Source organism: Mesorhizobium sp. M7A.F.Ca.MR.176.00.0.0 (assembly GCF_004023165.1).
Lineage (GTDB): Bacteria > Pseudomonadota > Alphaproteobacteria > Rhizobiales > Rhizobiaceae > Mesorhizobium.
Map to the genome: position 1 here is coordinate 9,732 of NZ_RZTC01000144.1, position 3,604 is coordinate 13,335.

Sequence of the window (3,604 nt, forward strand, 5' to 3'; positions counted from 1 at the left end):
GCCAGATCACGCAGCCGAGCGAGGGCACCCAACTGCTCCAGTTCAGCCAGCGCTACAGCCAGGGCGTCGGTCCGGATCGCGTGCACATGCCGGTTTATATCGGGCTCGGCAACCATGATCTCGACCAGAACGGGCCGCTGCACCATGTCGACTGGTACCGGCGCGAACTGCGCGACTATGTCGAGGTCAACCATCGCGCCGGCGTGTTCTTCAAGCCGCCGGTGCCGGCCACCGACTATGATGTCGACACCGACTGCTACTCCTGGGACTGGGGCGGCCTGCATCTGATTCAGACGCATCGTTTCGCCGGCGATACCGGCCACGGCGCCGAGAGCAGCCTGCCATGGCTGAAGCAGGACCTGGCGACCTATGCGGCGGACGGCCGTCCGGTCGTCCTGTTCCAGCATTATGGCTGGGACACTTTTTCGGTGGAACGCTGGGATGCCGCCAAGAGCCACTTCGATGATGACGGCACCGGTGCGCCGCATTGGTGGAGCGAGGCCGACCGGCAGGCGTTGCTGGCGGCGCTGAAGGGCTACAATGTCGTCGGCATTTTCCATGGCCACCAGCACGAAACGCCGCTGATCTATCGCAGGGACGGGATCGACCTGTTCAAGCCGAAGGCTGCCTATATGGGCGGTTTCGCGCTGGCCAGGGTGACCAGCGACGGCATGGACGTGGTGCTGGGCGAGGCGACCGGCGATCATGGCGAGGTTGCCTTCACCAATGCTTTCAGCAAGGGCTGGAGCACATGAAAAAAGGCGGCCTTCGCGGCCGCCTTTCCCTCGATAAAGCGCGTTTCTCGATGTCGGATCAGAGCGCCTTCTTGACCTTGTCCTTGACGTCGCCATAGGCCTTCTGCACCTTGCCGGCGATCCGGTCGCCCGTGCCTTCGGCCTGGGTCTGCCTGTTGCCGGTCGCCTTGCCCGCGGCTTCCTTGACCGAGCCTTTGACCTGCTTGGCCACGCCCGCAACCTGATCCTTGTTCACCATTTTTGCGCATCTCCTGGGGTGTGAATTCGGAGGAATTCATTTGCGGGTAGCCAACGGGCCGGCGTCGGTTAGGTTCCAGGCGTCGCCCGGACGGCAGATCAGGTCGCGCGGCCGCCGCCTTGGGGCAAGGTCGGTGGGCTAGGCTGTGAACACGCGTTGGCAATGGGATTTTCGAGGCCAGGCGTGCGGGGAGAAAAATGGCAGAATTTACGCTCTATATCGGCAACAAGTGTTTCTCCTCATGGTCGCTGCGGCCATGGCTGGCGATGAGGCATCTGGAGATCCCGTTCGAGGAAGGTTTCGTGCGGCTGCGCACGCCTGAAACCTTTGCCAATCTGGCGAAAGTGTCGCCGACAGGTCAGGTGCCGGTGCTGAATCACAATGGCAAGATCGTCTGGGAAACCCTTGCCATCCTTGAATATCTTGCCGACCTGTTTCCCGAAAAAAAGCTCTGGCCGGCCGATATCGACGCCCGTGCGCTGGCGCGTTCGGCCGCGACCGAGATGCATTCCGGCTTTCGTGAGGTTCGCTATGGCTGGCCGATGAATTTGCGTCGGCCGAAGGGCCACAAGCCGCTTGAGGCCGAGGGCGAGGCGCAACGCGCCCGCATCGAGGCGCTGTGGCGCCAGTGCCGGGAAAAATACGGCAAGGGCGGCCCGTTCCTGTTCGGCCACTTCACCGCGGCCGATGCCATGTATGCGCCTGTCGTCACCCGTTTCGACACCTATGGCGGCACGCTGGCGCCGGATACGCGCGCCTATGTCGACGCCGTGCTGGCAACGCCGGCGATGCGCCACTGGTATGCCGAGGCGGCCAGGGAGACGTGGCCGGAACCCGGTCCGGACGAATAGGATCCAAACGAAAACGCCCCTCGCACCTTTTCTCGTGCGGGGGGCGTCTTTGCCATCAACTGTTATTCGATTGCTCTCATGAACTGCCGATGACACCGAATAAATGCGCGTCTGCGCAGATGGTTCCTGGATGCCGGAAAACTTTTCTCAAGTTGGCGCAAGCGCGCTGTTTGGCGTCCGATCTGCCGTCATGCCAGGTGTTTTGGCCAGGTGGTTTGGGAGAATTCCGCAGCTGTGGCTTTATGCAAATTTGACAGCGCGCCAAAAGAAGCCTATAAGCAAATCGTCGATATTTGTTTGACTGACTTTTGTTATCCGCGCTTTCGAGCGCGCCTTTGACGAACTTCCCACATCAAAAATCGGGACAAACGACGTTGTGCATCCGCATGGCGTCGAACGAATATTTGCCATGGAAAGGGTTCGTCATGAGCACCGGCACAGTTAAATGGTTCAACGCCACCAAAGGTTTTGGTTTTATTCAGCCTGACGACGGCTCGGCCGACGTTTTTGTCCACATCTCGGCCGTAGAGCGCGCCGGCATGCGCGACATCGTCGAGGGCCAGAAGCTCGGCTACGAGATGGTCCGCGACAACAAGTCGGGCAAGATGTCCGCCGACCAGTTGAAGGCGGCCTGAAAAAAGAATTCAGCTCTCCCGGTGACCACGGATGTACTGGCACCGGTGAGTGGCGAATTCGGGCGCATGGCCGCGGAGACCTGAGTTTCCACGGCATATCATGCGCATGAGAGGGGCGTTTCGTGCATCCCGGTGCATCCTTTTTGGATGGTCATCTGGTTGCGCGGCGCCTTACGGAAGGTCAGGCGGTGCCTGGCCTTTTTCATTTTGCGGGCCTCGCCGCCGAAAGTGCGCTGCGCGCCAGCCTGGACGTGCTAAGGGACGCTCCAGCAATTTGAATTCGCCGCGCGTATTGCTTTGTGCGTGATCCTGACCGAAGACCCGGTCTCGCTCCATCGGCACAGGCTCCTGACAGGAGAAAGATTTGACCACCAGTTCAAAGACAACCGTCGATCAGGCCGTGTCCCTGTTCAGCAAGACGCAAACCCAGTCGATGTCGCTCAACCGCATCAATTCCGAGCGCGACGCCGTCAGCGAGGCACGTGAAGCCAAGACCGCGCGTCTGCGCGAATTGCGGCTGGAGAAGGAGGCCGACGAGATGGCCGCCGCCGCCGCGCTAGCCGCTTTGCCGAAGCGGGCCGGAAGACGCTGATGGCTACCAAACGCGTACCGCCAACACCGATCGCCGCCGACGCAACCATTGCCGATATGGTCGAAGGCCTCGACAAGCCGGTCGAATTCGTCCGGCGTGTGCTGGAAAAGCTCGAACGCTGCAAGCGTGCCCACGGTGATGCCCAGGTGCGCGTCGGCGTGCGTGGCCGCGCCGAATGCCCGAACTACCTGATCGAATATGTCCGCGAAGACGCCAAGACCCATGAGCGGGTGACTTATCAGGACGCCGCCTACAGCGGCAGCACGCATCGCGAGCTGGCGGCCCATCACATCGAGGCGGTGAAAAACTGGTCGCCCGAGGAAATGAACATCACGGCTGTTTCGGCGCTGATCGGCCGCCTGCGCAATCCGCGCGCCCCATCATCGCGCTTCGCCGACGAGGACTGACATGGCCATAAAATTCTCCTCCAAGGATCAGACAGCAGCCTCGGGTGCTGCGGCAAAACCGGCCAAGCCGGTTGCCGCGCCGAAAGCCGGCGACGCCACCGAGGCCGCGACCGATCTGTTCAAGTC

6 protein-coding genes are annotated in these 3,604 nt (G+C 61.4%); 5 read left to right on the plus strand and 1 reads right to left on the minus strand.

Translation table 11 applies throughout. From position 1 onward, the window contains the following. Positions 1–755 (plus strand): metallophosphoesterase (locus EOB59_RS30625; RefSeq protein ID WP_245486826.1); only part of this gene is annotated, 755 nt, incomplete at its 5' end. 58 nt (positions 756–813) lie between these two features. On the opposite strand, the gene EOB59_RS30630 is transcribed toward EOB59_RS30625, so the two are convergent. Beyond that, on the minus strand, positions 814–993 hold the full coding sequence (locus EOB59_RS30630) for a CsbD family protein (protein ID WP_027037831.1): 180 nt from the start codon (positions 991–993) through the stop codon (positions 814–816). Between the two features lie 197 nt (positions 994–1,190). Here EOB59_RS30630 and EOB59_RS30635 point away from each other — a divergent pair, with 197 nt between their 5' ends. The 4 genes from EOB59_RS30635 (at position 1,191) to EOB59_RS30650 (ending at position 3,478) form a co-directional block, all read left to right on the plus strand. After that, the gene (locus EOB59_RS30635) at positions 1,191–1,844 is read left to right on the plus strand and encodes a glutathione S-transferase family protein (RefSeq protein WP_127810792.1); all 654 of its coding nucleotides are present in this window, start codon (positions 1,191–1,193) and stop codon (positions 1,842–1,844) included. Positions 1,845–2,269: 425 nt separating this feature from the next. Continuing rightward, entirely contained in the window at positions 2,270–2,479 is a 210-nt protein-coding gene (locus EOB59_RS30640) for a cold-shock protein (protein WP_010915421.1), read from the plus strand. 364 nt (positions 2,480–2,843) lie between these two features. Continuing rightward, complete coding sequence (locus EOB59_RS30645) at positions 2,844–3,071, plus strand: hypothetical protein (RefSeq protein WP_013532399.1); 228 nt, start codon at positions 2,844–2,846, stop codon at positions 3,069–3,071. After that, positions 3,071–3,478, plus strand: a complete 408-nt coding sequence (locus EOB59_RS30650) for a hypothetical protein (protein WP_013532398.1) — start codon at positions 3,071–3,073, stop codon at positions 3,476–3,478. The genes EOB59_RS30645 and EOB59_RS30650 overlap by 1 nt, the downstream gene beginning before the upstream one ends. Positions 3,479–3,604: the final 126 nt, after the last annotated feature.

Excerpts from the sequence above, each read along its gene's own strand:
- EOB59_RS30630 (WP_027037831.1), bottom strand. The coding sequence starts at position 993 with ATGGTGAACAAGGATCAGGTTGCGGGCGTGGCCAAGCAGGTCAAAGGC.
- EOB59_RS30635 (WP_127810792.1), top strand. The coding sequence starts at position 1,191 with ATGGCAGAATTTACGCTCTATATCGGCAACAAGTGTTTCTCCTCATGG.
- EOB59_RS30640 (WP_010915421.1), top strand. The coding sequence starts at position 2,270 with ATGAGCACCGGCACAGTTAAATGGTTCAACGCCACCAAAGGTTTTGGT.
- EOB59_RS30650 (WP_013532398.1), top strand. The coding sequence starts at position 3,071 with ATGGCTACCAAACGCGTACCGCCAACACCGATCGCCGCCGACGCAACC.